The organism is Pseudomonas sp. 8 R 14, assembly GCF_900005955.1.
Taxonomy (GTDB): domain Bacteria; phylum Pseudomonadota; class Gammaproteobacteria; order Pseudomonadales; family Pseudomonadaceae; genus Aquipseudomonas; species Aquipseudomonas marginalis.
Genome location: NZ_CVTH01000069.1, coordinates 1 through 20,475 on the forward strand (window position 1 = coordinate 1; position 20,475 = coordinate 20,475).

The following is a 20,475-nucleotide window of genomic DNA, read 5'->3' on the forward strand; positions in this document are numbered from 1 at the left end:
GGCGCGCCGGTGATTCGTATGATCAACGCCTTGCTCACACAGGCAGCGCGGGACGAGGCCAGTGATATTCACATCGAGCCCTATGAAAGCCATTCGGTGGTGCGCTACCGCGTCGACGGCACGTTGCGGGATGTGGTGTCGCCGCGCAAGGCGCTGCATGGTGCGCTGGTGTCGCGGATCAAGATCATGGCCCAGCTCGATATCGCCGAAAAACGCCTGCCCCAGGACGGGCGTATCGCCCTGCGCGTGGCCGGGCGGCCGATTGATATTCGTGTGTCGACCGTGCCCACCGGGCATGGCGAGCGGGTGGTGATGCGCCTGCTCGACAAGCAGGCCGGGCGCTTGCAACTGGAGACCCTGGGCATGGAGCCGCAGTTGCTGGCGCGCCTCGACACCTTGATCCGCCAGCCCCACGGCATTGTGCTGGTCACCGGGCCCACGGGCAGCGGCAAGACCACCAGCCTGTACGCGGCGTTGGCACGGCTGGATGCGAGCACCAGCAATATCCTCACCGTGGAAGACCCGGTGGAATACGACCTGCCGGGCATCAGCCAGATCCAGGTCAACGCCAAGATCGACATGACCTTCGGCCTGGCGCTGCGGGCGATCCTGCGTCAGGACCCGGACATCATCATGATCGGTGAAATCCGCGACCTGGAGACCGCGCAAATCGCGGTGCAGGCCTCGCTCACCGGGCACTTGGTGCTGGCGACCCTGCACACCAACGATGCGGTGTCGGCGGTCAACCGCCTGATCGATATGGGCGTCGAGCCGTTCCTGCTGGCCTCGTCACTGCTGGGCGTGCTGGCGCAACGCCTGGTCCGCCGCCTGTGCCCGCATTGCAAACAGGAAGACCCGGCCGCGCCCGGCACCTGGCGCCCGGTGGGCTGCGCGCAGTGCAACCAGATCGGCTACAGCGGGCGGACCGGTATCCATGAATTGTTTTGCGTCGACGACGAGGTGCGCAGCCTGATCCACCAGGGCGCCGGCGAGCAGGATCTGCGCGTGGCGGCGCGGCGTGCGGGGATGTTCAGCATGCGTGAAGACGGCGAGCGCTGGGTGCGCAGCGGCGCCACCGCGCCCGAAGAAATCCTGCGCGTGACACGGGACGCCTGATGAATCGCTATCGCTATGAAGCCGCCGATGCCAGCGGCAAAGTCGAGGCCGGGCACCTGGAGGCCGACAGCCAGAGCGGGGCATTTGCCGTGCTGCGCAGCCGTGGCCTGACCGCGCTGCTGGTGCAGGTCGAGGGCGGTCAGCAAAGCGCCGCCGGCAGCAGCCTGTTCAGCGCCAAGCTGTCGGACAACGACCTGGCCTGGGCCACGCGGCAACTGGCGAGCCTGCTCGGCGCCAGCCTGCCCCTGGAGGCGGCATTAAGCGCCACGGTGGAACAGGCGGAGAAAAAACACATCGCCCAGACCCTGGCCGCCGTGCGTGCCGATGTACGCGGCGGCATGCGTCTGGCGGATGCCTTGGCGGCACGGCCACGGGACTTTCCGTCGATCTACCGCGCACTGATCGCGGCGGGGGAGGAGTCCGGCGACCTGGCCCAGGTGATGGAACGCCTGGCCGACTACATCGAGGAGCGCAACAACCTGCGCGGCAAGATCCTCACCGCGTTTATCTACCCCGGCGTGGTCGGGCTGGTGTCCATCGGCATCGTGATTTTTTTGCTCAGCTACGTGGTGCCCCAGGTGGTCAGCGCGTTTTCCCAGGCGCGCCAGGACCTGCCGGGACTGACCCTGGCGATGCTCAACGCCAGCGACTTTATCCGCGCCTGGGGCTGGCTGTGTTTCAGCGGCATCGTCGGTGGTTTCTGGGGTTGGCGCCTGTACCTGCGCAACCCTGTGGCACGCCTGAACTGGCACAGCCGGGTGCTGCGCTTGCCGCTGATCGGGCGCTTTGTGCTGGGCCTGAATACCGCGCGATTTGCCTCGACCCTGGCGATTCTCGGCGGTGCCGGGGTGCCGTTGCTGCGGGCCCTGGAAGCGGCGCGGCAAACCCTCTCCAATGAGCGCCTGAGCCAATGCGTCAACGATGCCACGGCCAAGGTGCGTGAGGGCGTCAACCTGGCCCCGGCACTGGCGGTGGAAAAAGTCTTCCCGCCGGTGCTGATCCACCTGATCGCCAGTGGCGAAAAAACCGGCTCGCTGCCACCGATGCTGGAGCGGGCGGCGCAGACCTTGTCGCGGGATATCGAACGGCGGGCCATGGGCATGACCGCGTTGCTGGAACCGTTGATGATCGTAGTGATGGGCGCGGTGGTGTTGGTGATCGTGATGGCGGTGCTGTTGCCGATCATCGAGATCAACCAACTGGTGACCTGAACACACCAAAAAACCAATGTGGGAGAGGGCTTGCCCCTGATAGCCATGGATATTTACACAACTTTCAGAGACGGGTGAGTTCCTCTGTGGTGAGCGGGCTTGCCCCGCGCCGGGCTGCGAAGCAGCCCCAGTAAAGCAGAATGCGGTGTATCAGAAACTCTGCTGAGGCTGGTTTTGGGGCAGGCCGATATCGCCGGCTCCCAACCTCGGGTTCCTCATTCCGTCACATCCAGGCCCTGCGCCACAGCCCGCGCCACCTTGACTAAACCCACGCTGAAACCTCGCTGTCACCTGCCGCCAAACCGCTCAAAACCATGACCAAAACACCCGAGAATCTTTTTAAAAATCAAGCCCTTCCTCCCGAGGTTTTTTCCTTTTGCTGTCATCGGAAACTGCGAAATTTCCTACCCATGGCCTCACCCCTCGCCACCCCCGAGACACGGCCTGGGACCGAAGCCATGGCGTCATGCAAGAGCCATCTACCCCAACGTACAAACACGACGAAAGGAGATTCTTCATGTTTAAGCGCAACGTTCTCGCGGTATCCATGACCCTCGCCGCACTGTGCTCGGCACAGGCTGCAATGGCTGACATCAACGGCGGCGGTGCCACCCTGCCACAAGCGCTGTACCAGACCTCCGGCGTGCTGACGGCCGGTTTCGCCCAGTACATCGGTGTCGGCAGCGGCAACGGCAAGGCAGCCTTCCTGAACAATGACTACACCAAGTTCCAGGCGGGCGTGACGAACAAGAACGTGCACTGGGCCGGCAGCGACTCCAAGCTGAGCGCCACTGAGTTGTCGACCTACGCCTCTGCCAAGCAACCGACCTGGGGCAAGTTGATCCAGGTGCCATCGGTGGGGACTTCGGTTGCCATTCCTTTCAATAAAAGCGGTTCCGCCGCTGTAGACCTGAGCGTTCAAGAGTTGTGCGGCGTGTTCTCGGGCCGTATCAATACCTGGGACGGGATTTCCGGTTCTGGCCGTACCGGTCCGATCGTTGTGGTTTATCGCAGCGAAAGCAGTGGCACCACTGAGCTGTTCACCCGTTTCCTGAATGCCAAGTGCAACGCAGAAACAGGCAACTTCGCCGTCACCACCACCTTCGGCACCAGTTTCTCCGGTGGCTTGCCTGCCGGCGCCGTTGCTGCTACTGGCAGCCAAGGTGTAATGACTGCCCTGGCCGCCGGCGATGGTCGCATCACCTACATGAGCCCGGACTTCGCCGCCCCGACATTGGCCGGCCTGGACGACGCCACCAAAGTGGCTCGCGTGGGCAAAAACGTCGCCACCAACACCCAGGGCGTTTCGCCTGCCGCCGCCAACGTGTCTGCCGCCATCGGCGCAGTACCGGTACCGGCTGCCGCTGATCGTTCCAACCCGGACGCCTGGGTTCCAGTCTTCGGTCCGGACAACACCGCCGGTGTACAGCCTTACCCAACCTCGGGCTACCCGATCCTGGGCTTTACCAACCTGATCTTCAGCCAGTGCTACGCCGATGCCACCCAGACCAGCCAAGTGCGTGATTTCTTCACCAAGCACTACGGCGCCTCCAATAACAACGATGCAGCCATCACCGCCAACGCTTTCGTTCCGCTGCCAACCGCTTGGAAAGCCACCGTTCGCGCCAGCTTCCTGACCGCGAGCAACGCCCTGAGCATCGGCAACACCAACGTCTGCAACGGTATCGGTCGCCCGCTGTAACCCTCGCTTTCAACGACCTGCACCACCTGATCAGCAACGGTCTGTGCCGTTGCTGATTTTTTGCGTTTGTGCGGTTTTTCGAGCCGTTAACAGCCCTATATGAACTTTGCGTGACAGAAGTTCAGTCCCGTCCCTCGCCAACCGCCTAACCCTCATACGTGAGCCTGTCTTGCTCCCTGCGTGATAACAAAGAAGGAAGATCCCCGATGGTCCGCTGCAAATCGCCGGTTAACCTGAAAGCCCAAGAAACTGTGCTGCGCCTCAAGCCCCTGGCCCAGGCCATCGCCTTGTTGATGGTGGCGGGCAATGCCCATGCGGCCACGGCGTTCAGTTCCAGCTGGTTTGCCGATAAAGGTGCGACCCAGGCGGCGACGGCGGCGCGGATCAGTGCCGGGCAGGTGCAGGGGATTCCTTCGCTGAACCAGCAGGCGCGGGTCAACCAGCAGTTGGCGCGTTCCATCAGCACTTTGAACACCAGCGTCGCGGCGATTGCGGCACAGCAGGCAGCACAAGCGGCGGGGCGTCAGGCGGCGTTTGGCCAAGTCTCGACGATTCCAGACGGCCTCGGCAAAGGTGGCCTGCAGGTGGATAACAGCCTGACCCAGGGCTGGACCAACGCCAAGGGCCCGGTGCAGACCCAGGCCGGCGGCAAGACCACGGTGACCATCGAACAGACCGCCGACAAGGCCATCCTCAATTGGGAAACCTTCAACGTCGGGCGCAACACCAGCGTCGACTTCCAGCAGCAGTCGAGCTGGGCCGTGCTCAACCGCGTCAACGACCCGAATGCGCGCCCGAGCGAAATCCAGGGCCAGATCAACGGCGCCGGTACGGTGATGATCGTGAACCGCAACGGCGTGGTGTTCAGTGGCACCAGCCAGGTCAACGTGCGCAATCTGGTGGCGGCGGCGGCGAACATCACCGATGAGCAGTTCACCCAGCGCGGTATCTACGTGGACGCCACCGGCACCCAGCCGACCTTCACTGACGCGGCCGGCAAGGTCGAGGTGCAGCGCGGCGCATTGATCCAGACCCACAACCCCGCCACCTCCACCGACGCCGGCGGCTATGCCTTGCTGCTGGGCTCGGAAGTGGAAAACGCCGGTACCCTCACTACCGCCAAGGGCCAGACCACCCTGGCCGCCGGCGACAGCTTCTACATCCGCAGGGGCGTCGGTACCACTGGCAACGACCGCTCCACCACGCGCGGCAATGAAGTGGCGACCAGCCTCAAGGCCGGTAGCAGCGCCGGCAAGGTCAGCAACAACGGTCTGATCATGGTGTCCACCGGGGACATCACCCTGACCGGGCACCAGGTGCAGCAAAATGGCGTGGCCCTGGCCAGCACGTCGGTGGACACCCGTGGCACGATTCACCTGCTCAATTCCGCCACCGATACCACTGGCAGTGTGACCCTGGGCGAGGGCAGTACCACTTCGATCCTGTTGGACAGCAGTGGCAGCACTGCGCTGAACAGCCAGCAAAGCAATGGCCTGATCAAGCTCGACGGCACGCCCGCCAACCTGATCACCGGCCAGTTCAACAACCTCAGCGCCGTGGCCGACCGCACCGACCAATCACGCATCGAGATCGTCAGCGGCGGCACGGTGGACTTCCAGAAAGGCTCGATCACCCTGGCTACCGGTGGGCAGGTCGCGGTCAGTGCCACCGGGCGCAGCCTGGTACGCGACGGGGCGATGATCGATGTCTCCGGGGCGGTCGGTGTCAAGGTGTCGATGGAATCCAACAACATCAAGATCAACGTACAGGGCAACGAGCAGCGCGACGCACCGGTCAACCGTGACGATGGGCAGTTGATCAATAACGATGTGTGGGTCGACCTGCGCGAGCTGGTGTTTGTGCCCGCAGGCACCAACGGCTATGCGACGGATCGCTGGTACACCGCTGGCGGCTTGCTGGAAGTGGGCGGCTACCTGGGCACCCAAGGCCACTCGGTGGGCGAGTGGATGGCCCAGGGCGGTACCGTGACGTTTACCGGCAAGGACGTGGTGACCCAGAAGGACGCGCAGATCAACCTGTCGGGCGGCACCGTGGATGTGCAGGCCGGTTATATCCAGCAGACCTGGCTCAAGGGCCCGGATGGGCGCTTGTATGAGCTGTCCAACGCGCCGGGCGACATTCTCTATTCCGGGTTCTACAAGGGGTATGAAGACACCAGCAAGCGCTGGGGCCAGACCGATTACTACTACAACCCGATGATCGCCAAGCAGCGTCGTTATGAGAGCGGTTACACGGTGGGCCGCGATGCCGGCAAGCTGGTGATCGGTACCACCAGTGCGGTGCTCGAGGGCCAGGTGATCAGTGACGTGTTCCAGGGCGATCGCCAGACCCAGGCGCCGAACATCAACCTCGACGGTTACCAGCAGTCGCAGAAGGCCATGGCCCAGCGCGCGCAATTGATCATTGGCGGCTACACGCCTATCTACAACAAGACCACCGGCACCCTGCGCTATGCCTTGGGCGCAAACGCGGACGAGGTGTTGATCGAGGGCGGTACGCAAAAAATCGCCGATGGCCTGGACCTCACCACCGCGCTGCCCGCGGACCGCCAGGGCAAGATGGTACTCGACAGCGACCAACTCAATAGCTATCAGTTGGGCGCGATCAAGGTCGCGGCCAAGCAGCAGGTCACCGTCAACGGAGCGCTCAAGGTGGCCGATGGCGGCGATATCACCCTGTTCGGGCCAAGGGTCGACATCAACGCCCACCTCACGGCCCACGGCGGCAGCCTCAACGCGGGCAATATCCTCAGCCAGGTCGACCCGCTTAAAGGCGGTGCGGTGGGCGACAGCATCCTCAACGGCAGCGGCACGCTGAACGTGGCCAGCGGGGTCACGCTGGATGCCACCGGGCGCTGGAACAATCTGCTGCTGGATCCGGCCAACAGCAGCGGCTTGGTCTATGTGAACGGCGGCAAGGTGTCGCTGCGCAGCACTGGCGGTGTGAACCTGGCGGCCGGCAGCGTGGTGGACACTTCCTCCGGTGGCACCCTCGGCTTGGATGGCAAGCTCAACGGTGGCAAGGGCGGCGACGTGACCTTGGCGTCTCTCGGTACCCTGGGTTTGGACGGCGAGATTCGCGGTTATGGCGTGAGCGGTGGCGGCACCCTGGCGTTGCAGGCGCGCAAAGTACAGATCGGCGACAGCGCCACGGCGCCCGATGTTGGCACCGTGCAACTGGCGGGGGATTTTTTCAACAAGGGCTTCTCGGCCTATGACATCACCGGCAATGAAGGGCTGCTGGTCACGGACGGTACCCAGGTCGACGTCACGACGCCGGTCTACCGTATTGGCGAGCAGACCTCGGCCGCTGCCACGGGCAGCGACCCGGCCACCGCCCTTGAACGCTGGACGCCGGCGCTGTACCAGGAAGACGCCGCCAAAGGCGTACTGACCCAGCGCCGTGGCGCCAGCCTGACCTTGACCGCCGGCAATCTGAATTCCACGGCGGCTGAACTGGCCACCACGGCCTTGAGCGTGGGGCAGGGCGCGGTGATCACTGTCGACCCGGGCCAGGCCATCAACCTGCGCAGCGTCGGCCAGTTGACCATGAACGGCAGCCTCAACGCCTGGGGCGGCAGCGTCAGCCTGGGCGGCCTGACGGCGACGGGCTCGGAAGCGGCCAACGCCGCCGGCCATAGCCGTTCGATCTGGGTGGGTGAAAACGCGCTGATCGACGTGGCGTCGCGTGCGGTCACGGCGGTGAGCAACCGTGGCAATGTCTACGGCCAGGTGCGCAATGGTGGCACCATCAGCATCGGCGGCGATATCAACCTGGCCACCGGCATCGCCAAGGCCAGTGACCTGTTTGTGGTGGTGCGCGACGGCGCGCGCCTGGACGCGTCCGGTGCCCAGGCGATGCTGGATGTTCCCGGCCAGGGCCGCGTGCCGATGGCCAGCAATGGCGGCAGCATCAGCTTTGCGTCGAACAACGGCCTGTACCTGGACGGCAGCTTTGTTGCCCGCGCGGGTGGCGCAGGTGCTGCGGGCGGTAGCCTGGCCCTGGCCCTGGAAAGCCCGTATTACCTCAAGGCCGGCGTCAACGACAGTGTGCTCAAGGTGCGTGAACTGGTGCTCAGCCAGACCCATCAAGCCAGCCCGACTTCCAGCCTCGAGTACGGCCATGGCCGCCTCGGCGTGGACCAGATCAGCGCCGGCGGCTTTGACAACCTGGCGCTGCTCAGCAACGGCTTGCTGAGTTTCGACGGTGACGTGTCGTTGAACATGGGCCAGAGCCTGCGCCTGTACGGTGGCAGCTATAACCTCAGTGAAAACGCGGCGGCCAGTTCGCGGGTCAACCTGTCGGCGCCATACCTGCTGTTGGCCGGCATCCTCGCGCCGGCAGAATCCGGCAAGGAAGCCTATACCCGCGCGGTGCCGGTGTTACCCAATCCCTCCGCGCTGGCCACGACGGCGCAGTTCAACGCCAACGCCAACCTGATCGACGTGCGTGGCAATGTGGTGTTCGGCAACAAGAGCTATCTGTTGCGGCCCGACAACAGCCAGGCCAGCCTCGAACGGCGGGGGTTTGATGATGTGCAACTGACCAGCCAGGGCGACTTGCGCTTCCTGGCGGGGGCGGGGGCAGATGTGATTGCCCAGGGCATCAGCACGCAATTAGTGACCAGTGGTGACATGACCCTGCGCGCGGCGCAGTTGTATCCGGCGACTGAGGTCGGCGCCCGGGTACTGGCGGGCTATCTGAATAATGCTGCCAGCAATGACACAGGCTTCAATTACGATCCGACACGCACCCTGACCATCGCACGCACCGCCAATAGCAATGCCGCCATGCCTTACTCGGCCTTTGGTCGTCTGCAATTGGGCGGGCCCACCATCAAGCAGGGCGGGGTGGTGCGTGCGCCACTGGGGCTGATCGAGATTGGCAACCTGGGCTCTACCAACGTGCAACTGCTGCCGGGCAGCCTCACTTCGGTGAGTGGCAAGGGCCTGGTATTGCCTTACGGCGGTACCGTGGATGGCCAGATCTACAAGTACAACGGCAAGACAGTGACGTTTATCGGCCAGGGTGGCGGCAACAGTGCGGGCAGCCTGAACGTTGGGGTGATTCTCGGTGGCCAGCAGTTGACGGTGCTGCCGCAGGCGACGGTGGATCTGTCCGGCGGTGGCGAACTGCTCGGCGCCGGATTTATTTCCGGGCGCGGGGGCTCTACCGATGCACGTTACAACCCATTGGTACAGTTCGGTGCGAACGGCGGGTTTGTACTGCCGGGTCTGAGCACCAACCCCATCTATGCGATTGTGCCGGGCGTGCAACCGGGCTATGCCCCGGTGGCGCCGGAAGGTGGCGCGGTCGATCCGTTGATCGGCCAGCAGATCACAATCGGCGCCGGCGTGCCGGGCCTGGCGGCCGGCACCTATACCCTGATGCCGTCCACCTATGCGTTGATGCCTGGGGCTTTCCGGCTCGAGATCAACGGCCTGGCCGGGTTGGGCACCGACGGTGTGACCCAGGCGTTGCGCAATGGCTCATGGGCCACGGCAGGGCGCTTGTCCATCGCCAATACCGGGATCAGCAACAGTACGGCCAGCCAGGTAATTCTCACGTCGGCCGATAGGTTGCGTCGTTACTCCCAATACAACGAAACCGGCTACGCACAGTTCGCCGTGGCCGACGCCACCAGGCTTGGTGTACCTCGGGCACTGCTGCCGGTGGATGCCAAGACCCTGCAACTGGCCCTGCGGCCAGGCGCAGGTGCGGATGCCTTTTCGTTCCAGGGGATCGGCCGCTTCGAGGCCGCTGACGGCGGTTACGGCGGTACCGTATCGCTGATAAACGAAGAAAAGGGCAGCTTGGGAAGGGACATCGAAATTGTCGCGGCAGGCAACGCGGCTACCGCCAATTTCAAAGGCATTACGGTGGATGCGGACAGCCTGAATGCAATGGGCGCGGCTCGCCTGCTGATCGGTGGAATGACCTATGTCACGTACGGCCAGGGTGGCAACTACATCAACCTCCCCAGCAGCATCATCAGTTCCATCATCCTGCGCGACGGCGCGAAACTGGCGGCACCGGAGGTATTACTGGTGACCTCCACCGGAAAAATTACGCTCGAACAAGGCGCCTCGATCAACACGATAGGCCAGGGCAAGGCCAGCTACGACGCACGTGACGGTTTTATCTACAACCTGAGCAATGTGCTGGCGGTGTCCAACGGTTTGCTCAACGTAATTGCCGCGCCGTCATTGGGTGGACTCATCAGTGGAGGCATCCAGTTAGGCGTGTGCAACAGCGCGCCCTGCAGCGGCCAGACAGCCCTGTATTCCGAAGGCAGCATCGTTACCTTGACCGACAGCACCCTGCAGATGGGCGATGAGGTGCGCTATGGCACCCGCCACCTGAACCTGGGCGTGTCCAGCATCAACGTCGGCAGCCCCGAAGCCTTAGCCGCTGCAGCCGCCAACAATCGCCTGCCGGTGGGTATGACCCTCAACCAGCAAGTGCTGGAACGCCTGCTGCGCGGCGACACCCAATTCGGCGCCCCGGCCCTGGAAACCCTGCAACTGTCGGCGCGTGACAGCTTTAACTTCTACGGCACCACCACCCTGGACACTTATGACGCCGTGACCGGCAAGTCGTTGCTGAGCAACCTGATGCTGTCCACGCCGGCGATCTACGGCTCTGGCGGCTTGAACGACGTGGCGACTATCCACACCGCCAACCTGATCTGGCAAGGTGCCGTCGCGCCGCCTGTGGCGGCGGTGACCGGCGGTGCCGGCAGCGGCAGCGGGCGCCTGGACATCAATGCCGAGCGTATCGAATTCGGCTATGGGGATTTTGCCCAGCCGAGCACGACCAATACCTTCGACCGCCTCGCCCTGGGCTTTGCCAACGTCAACCTCAATGCCAGTGAGCGCATCACCGCCAACCACAAGGGCAGCCTCTCGGTGTACCAGAGCCAGGGCGCGTTTGATGCGATCAAGGGCTTTGCCTACAGCGGCGGCAACCTGAATATCCTCACGCCGCTGATGACCGGTGAGGCCGGTTCGGTCAACCGTATTACCGCCGGTGGCGCGATTGATGTCAGCGCCTCGGCTGGCGCAGTAGGCAAGGTGGACGGCATCGGCGGCGAATTGTCATTGCAAGGCGATAGCCTTCGCCTGGCCACTGCCGTGGTACTGCCCAGCGGCAAGGTCACCTTGGGCGCGCAGGGCGACGTGGTGTTGACCGATGCCGCCTCGATTGATGTGTCCGGCCGGGCCATTGCCTTCAATGACTTGACCAAATACAGCGCAGGCGGCGAGGTTTTGCTGGAGAGCCGTGCCGGCAATGTGCAGCAGGCCGCCGGTTCGACCATCGACCTGTCGGCGCAGCACAACCAGGCGGGCAAGTTGCGCGCGGTGGCGGTGGACGGCGCTGCGGGGATCGTCGACCTGGCAGGCAAGATTATCGCCGGCAGCAGCGGTGACTACGATGCCGGTGGCACGCGGGTGCCATACCTCGCGGGTGCGGTGGAGATCCAGGCCCAGCGCCTGGGCGGCAGCGGTACGCTCAGCGACCAGTTCGCAGCGCTCAACCAACGCCTCAACCAAGGCCAGGTCTACGGTGCGCGCAGCTTCCAGCTCAAGCAGGGCGACCTGACCATCGGCAATGACGTCAAGGCCAACAGCGTCAACGTCTCGATCGACAATGGCAGCCTGCGCGTGACCGGCCTGGTGGATGCCAGCGGCGAGCGCGTGGGCAGCATAAACCTGGCCGCCAAGAACGGCCTGAGCCTGGACGGCACGGCGGTGCTCGATGCCCATGGCAGCCAACTGCGGGTGGACAGCTACGGCAAGATCATCGATTCGCCTAACCGCGCCATCGTGGTCCTCGGCTCTGGCCAGGGCCAGTTGACCCTGGCCAATGGCGCGCGCATCGACCTGCGCCATGGCACCGAGGCCGCGACCGGCAATGACGGGCGCAACCGTGGCACGCTGGAGCTCAATGCGCCGCGCGTGGGCGGCGATGACATCGCCATTGACGCCAGTGGGCAGTTGACTATCCAAGGCGCGCGTTCGATCGCCCTCAATGGCATGAGAACCTACGACGATGCCCCGACCAAAACTGACGAAACCCCCAACGGGCGCCCCTACCAAGTTATTGATCAGGACTACCTCAAGAAAGTCGTCGATCCATCCAATAAGGATTTCATCAATGCCGCGCGCGTTAACAACAACTTGCTGCAAAAGCTCGCCGGCTTGAACAACGCCACCTACGGCGATGTTTTCCACCTGCGCCCCGGTGTGGAAATCATCAGCAAAACCCCGGACGGCGACCTGGTGGTGCAGGGCGATCTGGACCTCTCCAGCTATCGCTACGCCAGCCTCAAATCAACGGCCAAGACCGAGTCCGGCAGCCTGACCCTGCGCGCCGGTGGCGACCTGAATATCTATGGCAGCATCAACGACGGTTTTGCCGCGCCACCGCCCACCGACGATGACAATGGCTGGGTGCTGCGCGCCGGTATCGACTACACCGGCGGCACCGTGGTGGTACCGGGCAGCGGCGTGACCCTGGAGATGGGCACTGTGTTCCCTGCGGGCGCTGCGCTTAATTTCGATGTACTGACCAACCCCCTGTTTCTGCCGGCGGGCACCCGATTGCCCGTCGCGGCTACGCTCAAACAACCGTTGGTACTCCCGGCGGGTACGGTGTTGGCGGCGGCTGTTCGGGATGCCTCGGGCAATGTGCTGTTCGCGGCGGGCACGTTGCTGACTCAGAGCCAGACCCTCGCCATCGGCAGTGTCCTGGATGCCGGCAGCCTGTTGAGCACGTCAGCCAGTGTCGACGGCTTGATCTGGCCCAAGGGCGTGCCATTGGCCACCAAGGTGACGCTGACCGCCAGCCAAGCGCTGCCCCGGGGCGCCCTGTTGCCGTCGGGAACAGACGTGAAGCTGCCGGGCGGCGTGGAGTCGGTGACGTTGCGTGACGCCGGCCATCCGGGCAAGAACTGGGCAATTGCACCCCTGCTGGAGGAGGGTGCGCAGTCGTGGTCGATTCGCCTGGTTGCGGGGGCCGACACCGAGGCAGCCGACAGTCGCCTGCTGCAACCGCATCCGGTAAGCGGCAATCTGCGCTTGGCGGACAGTCACTATGGGACGTTCGGGAAAGGAACCCAGGTCTGGACCGAGGAGGGCTCTAAGGAGTGGTTCGGCGATGAAAGCATGGTGGGCCAACCGGTTGATTTCGACGCAATACAATACCCGGGTATATGTGACGATCTCCCGGACTACTGCGTTACCAGTGGTGAGGACTACACGCTGCTGGTGGGTGGCAGCACTCGCTTCAGCGTAATCCGCACCGGCGCTGCAGACCTTGACCTGCTGGCCGCCGGCAACCTGAGCATGGAGTCGCTGTTCGGGGTCTATACCGCGGGCAGTTCGTCCACCGGCACCTCGGCCAACGATCCTTATAACCTCAAGCGCGCCGTGGGCAGCAACAACAAGGTGCTGGGTAACGCGGGGGGCAACGAGAAGCTGGTCGATGGGGGAACGGGCAGCCTGTACCGTGCCTGGTATCCGGACACTGGCGGCAACTTGCTGCTTAAAGTGGGCGGCAACCTGACGGGCAATATCACCAGCCCGGCGCAGAATGGCGTTGGTCGTCCGGTACCCAGCGACCAAGGCCAGGATTCCGCCAACGTCGGCAACTGGCTGTGGCGTCAGGGCAACGGCCTCAGTGGCAGCCAGGCGCAAGCCACCGCCTGGTGGATCAACTTTGGTTCCTACGTCGCCAGCGACCGCTCGGACCAGATGGTCGGGTTCACCGGGTTTGGCACCCTGGGAGGCGGCAACCTGAATGTTGATGTGGGTGGCGATGCAGGACTCATCAGCCCTGTCTCGTCAACAGCTCTGAACGTCAGTCGCCGCAGCCAAGGCCTGGTACTGGCAGTCGGCAGCACCGGTCGGGTCGGGGCCGATGGCAGTGTGCAACTGACGGGTGGCGGTGATCTGAACCTGCGGGTCGGCGGAGCGGTTAACCCCGCCAGCCAGACCTTCGCAGACCACCTCAATGGTGCGCTGGTGAACCTGCGTGGGCACGTGCAATTGACCGGTGGCGCCCTGGGCAGCCTGACGCTGCGTTATGGCAACCGGTTCACAGACCAGAGCCCCAGCGAAGTGCGCGCCTACGATCCTTTGCGTTCCACTTCGGCCATGGCCTCGGGTGGTTTGAGCCTATTGCCGGGCGACGCCACTTTCGGCCTGTCCACCCGTGGCGACCTGGTGTTGCAGGACGTCGCCGACCCTGGGCGCGCGCCGCAGATGAACGCCTTGACCTTCGTCAATAAGGGGGTCAACGGGATCGGACAAAGCTGGTTCAGCTTGTGGACCGACCGCACAGCAGTGGACCTGTTCTCTGCCGGGGGCAACCTCACGCCGCTGACCCAGACCCTGGAAACCGATATGGCGGCGGTCTATCCCGCGACATTGCGTGCGGTTGCGGCTAACGGCAGTCTCTATTACGGCAGCGCCTCGACCAGTAATCCTGGCACCGTGCAGCCGCTCAGGGCGTTGGTACTCGCACCTTCGTCCAATGGACAACTGGAATTGCTGGCCGGGGATTCGATCTCCGGCGGCGATCTGACGATCAGCCGCTCCAGTGCAGCACCCAATAGCCTGGCGACTATTCTGCGTCCGGCCTTCGCCGGTTTCCTGACGGATCAAAAAACGGCAATAGTGGGCAGTGGCAATCTTTCCAGCGATGGCAACATTGCAACCTTGACGGTTTCCCCGCTGTTTGCCTTTGGTCCCAACACCGCCAGCATGGCTTGGGGTGATGCCCTGGAGCCCGCGCGTTTCTATGCGCTGAACGGGGATCTTCTGGGCGTCAATAGTGGGCGCGCCCTCACGATCACGGGGGTGGGTGACGCTCGGTTCGGGCAAACCTTTTACGAAGGCGCAGGCCCGGTATGGATGCAAGCCGGACGCGATATTGTCGGCAGCGGCACGCGCTTGAGCGGTGCCAGCGCAGGTGTCACGGATACGGGGCAATACACCTTTACCGGCAACCTGTTCGTGCACAACAGCCCCACCGATATCTCCATCGCCAGCGCTGGCCGCGACATCCTCTACAGCAGCTTTAACGTTGCCGGCCCCGGTACCCTGGAACTGACGGCGGGGCGCAACATCCAGATGGAAGACAAAGTCGCGGTGAACAGCCTGGGTGCTGTGGCGGCGGGCGACAGCCGCCCTGGCGCAAGCATCGTCATGCAAGCCGGCATGGGCCCCAATGGCCCGGATTACCGCCGCTTCGTCGAGGCCTACCTGAACCCCGCCAACCTGGCGCAAGCGGGTGAATCCCTGCAAGGCGCCAAGGTGGCCAAGACTTACGAAAACGAGCTGGTTACCTGGCTCACCGAACGCTTCGGCTTCGCCGGCGACAGCGAACAGGCGCGGACCTACTACGCCGCACTGCCCGCCGAACAACAACGGATCTTCGCCCGCGACGTGTACTTTGCCGAACTCAAGGCCGCCGGCCGTGAGTACAACCAGGACGGCAGTGTGCGCCAGGGCAGCTATGTGCGTGGTCGTGCCGCGATTGCCCGGTTGTTCCCCGAGACCGACGTGGCCGGCAACCCGATCACCTACAAAGGCGACATCACGATGTTCGGCGGCGCGGGCGTGCACACCAACTTCGGTGGCTCGATCCAGATGCTCACGCCGGGTGGCCGCCAGACGTTCGGCATCGAAGGCGCCGCACCGCCGTCCACGGCTGGGGTGATCACCCAGGGCGCTGGAGATATCCAACTGTACTCCCTGGGCAGCATCCTGCTTGGCCAGAGCCGCATCATGACCACCTTCGGCGGCTCGATCATGGCCTGGACCAGCGAGGGCGACATCAACGCCGGTCGTGGCTCCAAGACCACCGTGGTGTACACGCCGCCCAAGCGCGTCTATGACAACTGGGGCAACGTGAGCCTGTCGCCGTCGGTACCGAGCACCGGTGCGGGGATCGCCACGCTCAACCCGATCCCGGAAGTGCCGGCGGGGGATATCGACCTGATCGCGCCGATGGGCACCATCGATGCGGGCGAGGCGGGGATTCGGGTGTCGGGTAACGTCAACATCGCCGCCCTGCGGGTGGTGAACGCGGCGAACATCCAGACCCAGGGCAAGTCGTCCGGGGTGCCGGTGTCGGCCACCGTCAACACCGGCGCCATGAGCTCGGCCAGCGCAGCGGGGGCGGCGGCGTCCCAGGCCGCAGAAGACGCGGCGCGCAGCCAGCAGGCGGCGGCCAAACAGGGCCGGCCGTCGATCATGACCGTGGAGGTGCTGAGCCTGGGCACCGAGCCGCTGTCGCGTGAACCGGAACCTCGGAAAACCTCGGGCTACAACCCCGACAGCCCGGTGCAGGTGCTGGGCGCGGGGCCGCTGAGTGAGCAGGCGCGGGCGCGGTTGACGGATGAGGAGCGTAAGCAGATCAGTTTGTAGCGTTTCAGAAGGACCTCTCGATGTACCGTTCGGGGCGATCAGTGATCGCCCCATTTTTTTGGGGAATCAGAAGGGCGGCGAGCTTATAGCCGAGCGGTATTGGGGGGACTCGGTTAAAACTGTGGGTGCGACGATTCGATTTGCTCCCGATGGCGGCCTTTGGGCCGACCATTGGTTGGGGTTGGAATGAGTACATATCCGTTGCTGCGGTAACGGCCACCTATGGTTCCGCTCTTACAGCGGGTCACTTTTGGCAAACGCCCCAAAAGTAACCAAAAGGTCTTGCCCCACCACTCGGTGCCTCGCCTAGGCTCGGCATGCCCGAACGCAGGCTTGAATCCGTGGGCCGCCGTCATGGGCCATCCCTGGCCCAGGACGGCTAACCCGGCGTCCTGCCGGGTTACCCACGGATTCAAACCTGCATTCGGCCAGCGTGGTTAACGGGGCGCCTAAGATCAAAATCAAAATCAAAAACAGAGCAATAGCAACAGCTCGCGATACAACAGGGGGGGGCAGCTCCATTCACACTGTTGTGTAGCCCCAACGGTCACCACGATGCGAAGCGAGCTGCTCTTGATCTTGCTTTTGATCTTGATCTTAGGCGCCCCGTTAACCACGCTGGCCGGAATTCGATAGTGATTTGGGGGGTAAACCGGCAGGGATGCCGGTTTAGCCGCCCCGCGCCATGGATGGCGCGTGGCGGCGGCCCCCCAAATCACTGTCGGATTACGGGCACACCGAGCCTGGGCGAGGTGCCGAGTGGTGGGGCGAAGCGTTTTTGGTTACTTTTGGCGCTCTTCCAAAAGTGACCCGCTGTAAGAGCGGAACCCTAAGTGGCCGTTACCGCAGCAACGGATATGTACCCGGTCCAATCCAAAAAAAAGGTCGGCCCAGAGGCCGCCATCGGGGGCAAGTCGAATCGTCGCACCGCCCCTCCCACATTTCCAACCGAGTACACCGGGCACAACTCCGCTCAGCTCTAGGGCCGCCAATGCAGCCTCCAGAAAAATTGCTCCCCTCACAATCCAAAATGAAGCTTTCATGACAAAAGTTCGGTAGCTCATCGCCACTTCCGTCTTGCCTATGTAACGCGCTGGAGGCCGCCACAAGCCGCTTCCCCAGCCGTCAGCGGGACGCCAGGAGTGGGGCAATGGGAACTATGGAACGTTACTCGAAAGTAGGCATGCAGGAGCTCGACCAGCGCCTGTCGAAGATCGTCGAGGCTGCGCGCAAGAAGCCGGTTTCGGTGTACCGCTACGGCGCGCCGTGGGTGTGGATCGTCTCCCAGGACGACTGGCAGGGCGCCTTGAAGGAAGTGTCCAGCTACATCCCGGCGGGGCATTCGCTGGTGCTGTTGCGCCCGCAGATCGACGAGGTGCTCGAGCAGCATCGCGACCTGCTCCAGGCCGCGCCGGGCATGTCGATCGCGCCGCAGACCGTGGTGCAGATCCTGCTGCTGCAACTGCTGTATTCGGTGCCCAGCGAACAGCAGTTGCACGAGCAACTGAACTACAACCTGCTGTTCCGCTGGTTCGTCGGCCTGGAGCTGAACCAGAAGGTGTGGAGCATCCACGCTTTGCAGCGCGACATCGCCAGCCTGTTGAACAACCCGCAGGCCGTGCAGTTGATCCAGACCATCATCGGTGAAGTGTTCTGTGGCGCCTTGCTGCACATGCCGGAGTTCTCCCTGAACTTCGCTTTGCTGCACACCTGGCTGGCGCGGCACAGCCATCTTTCGACCAGCAGCAATTGAGCAGGCCAGACGCCGTGCAATCGGCGACGGCGCAAAATCTTAGACAGTTAGGGGGCGGTGTGGAGCATCTGTTCAAATCAACGCTGGCGTTGTGCTGCCTGACGCTGGGCGTCCTGGCGCAACCGGTGTGGGCCGAGGAGGGTGGTGAGGTCCCGGCGCGCAAGGTGGACGTCAATGAGTACTTCGTGCGCGGCAATACCGTGCTCGATGCGGCGACGATCGAGGAGGCGGTGTACCCGTTCCTTGGCCCGCAAAAGACCCTGGACGATATCGAAGGCGCGCGCGATGCGTTGCAGAAGATCTACCAGGCGCGTGGCTACCAGTCGGTGTTTGTCGAGCTGCCGGAACAGAAGGTCGATGACGGCATCGTCTATCTGCAGGTCAGCGAAACCAAGGTCGGCCGCGTGCGTGTGGTCGGCGCCAAGCACTATTCGCCGGTGGAGATCCGCGAGGAAGTGCCGGGGCTCAAGGAAGGCGCGGTACCGGATTTCACCACGGTGCAAACCCAGTTGGCCGGGCTCAACCGCAGTGCCGGTCGGCAGGTCACGCCACTGGTCCGTGAAGGCCAGCGCCCCGGCACCATGGATGTGGATCTGCAGGTCGAGGACCAGAACCCCTGGCACGCCAGCCTCGGCCTGAACAACGACTACAGCGCCGACACCGAAAAGCTGCGCTCGGTCGCCACCCTGGGCTACGACAACCTCTGGCAACTGGGCCACAGCATTTCCCTGACCTACTTCACCGCGCCCCAGGACACCGAGAATGCCAAGGTCTGGTCGGGCTCCTACAGTGCGCCGCTGAACGAACGCTGGACCTTGCAGTTCTCCGGTTACCAGTCCGACAGCAACATCGCCACCATCGGCGGCAGCAACGTCTTGGGCAAGGGCCATTCCTATGGCGTATCCGCCATCTATAGCTTGCCGGCGGCGGGCAACTGGGCCAACTCGTTCTCGTTCGGGGTGGACTTCAAGGACTTCGACGAGCAGATGAAGTTCGGCGCCAGCAGCGACCAGGTGCCGCTCAAGTACGCGCCGTTCACCCTGGGCTACAACGGCTATCGCTACACCGAGCAATCCCAACTGGGGTTGGGCTTGAACCTAGTGGTCGGCACCCGTGCATTTTTTGGCTACGGCAGCGACGCCGAAGAGTTCGATTACAAGCGCTACAAGGCCAGTGCCAGTTTTGCCGTGCTCAAGGGCGACCTGAATTACACCTATACCTTCGCCAACGATTGGCAGTCGGCCTCCAAGGGCGCTTTCCAGCTGGCCTCCGGGCCGCTGGTGTCCAACGAGCAGTATTCCGCCGGCGGCGCCACCTCGGTGCGCGGCTACCTGGCGGCCGAGCGCACCGGGGACGAGGGCTATTTGCTCTCCCAGGAACTGCGCACGCCGTCCCTGGCCAAGTTCCTCGGCAGTTATGTGCAGGAGTGGCGCTTCTATGCGTTCGCCGAAGGCGCGCGCATGCGCCTGCACGACCCGCTGCCCGAGCAGGAAGACGAATACAGCCTGGCCAGTATCGGCCTGGGCACCCGCGCCAGTTTGAGCAAGTGGTTGTCCGGCAGCCTGGATTGGGGTTACCCGCTGCTCGATGGACCGAACACCCAGAAACAGGACTCGCGACTGCACTTCAGTGTGCAGGCGACTTTCTGACTTTTTCTTCCGGAGACTTCACCCATGCAACGCCTATTCCTGAACCTGTTGATCTGCCTGGGCTTCGCGCTCCCGGCCACTGCCCATGCCTGGTGGCAGGACGATTGGCACTACCGCAAACAGATTTCGGTGGACACCACCGCCCAGGGCGCTGCGATCAGCCAGGCCCTGGGCCGCACCGCACTGTTGGTGCGCCTGCACACCGGCAACTTCACCTTTGACGGGGTCAAGGACGACGGCGCCGACCTGCGCTTTGTGAGTGCCGATGACAAGACCGTGTTCAATCACCAGATCGAAAGCTTCGACCCGTTGATGGGCATGGCGTTGATCTGGGTCGATGTGCCCAAGGTCGAAGGCGGCCAGCGCCAGGACATCTGGATGTACTACGGCAACCAGAAGGCCCCGGCCACCGCCAATGGCCAGCTGACGTTCGATCCGAATTACACCGCGCTCTATCACTTCGATGGCGCCAACGCGACGCCGCCACGGGACACCACGGCCTACGCCAACACCGCGTTGAACGCCACCGGCGCGAGCATCGACGGCGTGATCGGCCGCGCCTTGCAGTTCGGCGGCCAGCCGCTGCTGT

At 63.6% G+C, this 20,475-nt stretch carries 7 protein-coding genes; all 7 read left to right on the plus strand.

All coding sequences use genetic code 11. From position 1 onward, the window contains the following. Positions 1–1,116: type II secretion system ATPase GspE (gene gspE / locus BFQ01_RS17700; protein ID WP_065926273.1), on the plus strand; the 1,116-nt coding region annotated here is incomplete at its 5' end. Further along, positions 1,116–2,327, plus strand: a complete 1,212-nt coding sequence (gspF, locus tag BFQ01_RS17705; protein ID WP_065926274.1) for a type II secretion system inner membrane protein GspF — start codon at positions 1,116–1,118, stop codon at positions 2,325–2,327. The genes gspE and gspF, both read left to right, overlap by 1 nt. 517 nt (positions 2,328–2,844) lie before the next feature. After that, positions 2,845–4,029, plus strand: a complete 1,185-nt coding sequence (locus tag BFQ01_RS17710) for a substrate-binding domain-containing protein (RefSeq protein WP_027607538.1) — start codon at positions 2,845–2,847, stop codon at positions 4,027–4,029. 206 nt (positions 4,030–4,235) lie between these two features. Next, complete coding sequence (locus BFQ01_RS17715) at positions 4,236–16,484, plus strand: filamentous hemagglutinin family protein (protein WP_065926275.1); 12,249 nt, start codon at positions 4,236–4,238, stop codon at positions 16,482–16,484. Positions 16,485–17,643: 1,159 nt separating this feature from the next. Further along, positions 17,644–18,237, plus strand: coding sequence for a transposase (locus BFQ01_RS17720; protein ID WP_065926276.1), 594 nt, complete (start codon positions 17,644–17,646; stop codon positions 18,235–18,237). A gap of 59 nt (positions 18,238–18,296) precedes the next feature. After that, complete coding sequence (locus BFQ01_RS17725) at positions 18,297–19,886, plus strand: ShlB/FhaC/HecB family hemolysin secretion/activation protein (RefSeq protein WP_065926277.1); 1,590 nt, start codon at positions 18,297–18,299, stop codon at positions 19,884–19,886. 24 nt (positions 19,887–19,910) lie between these two features. Next, positions 19,911–20,475 (plus strand): DUF2341 domain-containing protein (locus BFQ01_RS17730; RefSeq protein WP_141691289.1); only part of this gene is annotated, 565 nt, incomplete at its 3' end.

What these genes read in the sequence shown, in the direction of transcription:
- gspF (WP_065926274.1), top strand. Translation starts at nt 1,116, where the DNA reads ATGAATCGCTATCGCTATGAAGCCGCCGATGCCAGCGGCAAAGTCGAG.
- BFQ01_RS17710 (WP_027607538.1), top strand. Translation starts at nt 2,845, where the DNA reads ATGTTTAAGCGCAACGTTCTCGCGGTATCCATGACCCTCGCCGCACTG.
- BFQ01_RS17715 (WP_065926275.1), top strand. Translation starts at nt 4,236, where the DNA reads ATGGTCCGCTGCAAATCGCCGGTTAACCTGAAAGCCCAAGAAACTGTG.
- BFQ01_RS17720 (WP_065926276.1), top strand. Translation starts at nt 17,644, where the DNA reads ATGGAACGTTACTCGAAAGTAGGCATGCAGGAGCTCGACCAGCGCCTG.